General features: G+C 68.9%; 2 protein-coding genes. Both read left to right on the top strand.

Translation table 11 applies throughout. The features are described 5' to 3' along the window. Positions 1-103 precede the first annotated feature (103 nt). A complete protein-coding gene (locus tag ACWEBX_RS41400; protein WP_451889814.1) occupies positions 104-691 on the top strand; it encodes a hypothetical protein in 588 nt (195 codons plus the stop codon). A gap of 13 nt (positions 692-704) precedes the next feature. Then, positions 705-1,056, top strand: a 352-nt coding sequence (locus ACWEBX_RS41395) for an alpha/beta hydrolase (RefSeq protein WP_451889813.1), incomplete at its 3' end; no start/stop codon positions are given.

The following is a 1,056-nucleotide window of genomic DNA, read 5'->3' as shown; positions in this document are numbered from 1 at the left end:
CATGAGTGCCTGTGGTCAGCCACTGTGACTGGGTTGACACCGTTCACGTTGGTGTCGTCGCACAGGCCCCGGTTAGCGTGTTGGTGCCTTCCGCACCCCGTGGCTGCACTTCGTCCACCGGGACGGCGTCTTCCACTCGTTCACCGGAGAGAAGATCACCGAGGCCGAGGTCACGCAGGCCATCAAGCAGGGCATGGCCGGGCTCGGTCTCGACACCGGCCTGTACATGTGTGGGCCGCAGTGGGCGGAGCCGCCGTACTACGTCGTCGCCGCCGAGGTCCCCGTCCCGGGCCGGGGCCTCGACCGTTCCCTCTCCCAGGCCGTGGACCGGGAGCTGTGCGAGGTCAACATCGAGTACGCCTCCAAGCGGGACAGCGGCCGGCTCGGTCCGCTGAGGGTGCGCACCGTGCCGCTCGACGCGATCACCGCGTACGCCGAGTCCCGCCGGCAGGCGGGCAACGCCACCCAGTACAAGTACAAGCCGTTCCAGAAGGACGTCGACTTCATGGCCGGCATCGACGGCATCATCACCGACACACCGGTCAACACCCCTACGGTCACCGCCGACATACCGGCCGTCACCGCCCTCACCGCCGTCACCGCGCCGGTCTCCACGACCGCCGGCACGTCGGTCACCCCCGCCCTACCCACCATTGCCGCGGTCGCCACCGCAGGCCGCTTCGGACGCTGAGGAGAACAACGAGATGATCGAGACCAAGAGGCCTCCGCAGAACACCCGCCGCGAGATAATCGACCTGTCGTCCGGCGGCGTCGACCTGGCCCTGCACCTCTGGCGCCCCCAGCGGGTCAAGGGCGCCGTCTTCTACTTCCACGGCCTCCAGAGTCACGCCGGCTGGATGTGGGAGGTCGGCACCCGCTTCGCCGACAACGACATCGCCTTCTTCGTCCTGGACCGGCGGGGCAGCGGGATCAGCCCCGGCGACCGCGGGGATCTGCCCCCGGCCGAGACACTGCTCGGTGACTACATCGCCGCGCTGGCCCACGTACGGGAGATGATCGGCGACGACGTGCCGCTGTCGCTCTTCGGCCACTGCC

Source organism: Streptomyces sp. NPDC005070 (assembly GCF_053600395.1).
The sequence above is the reverse complement of the archived record's forward strand: the minus strand, read 5'-3'. Positions and strand labels throughout refer to the sequence as shown.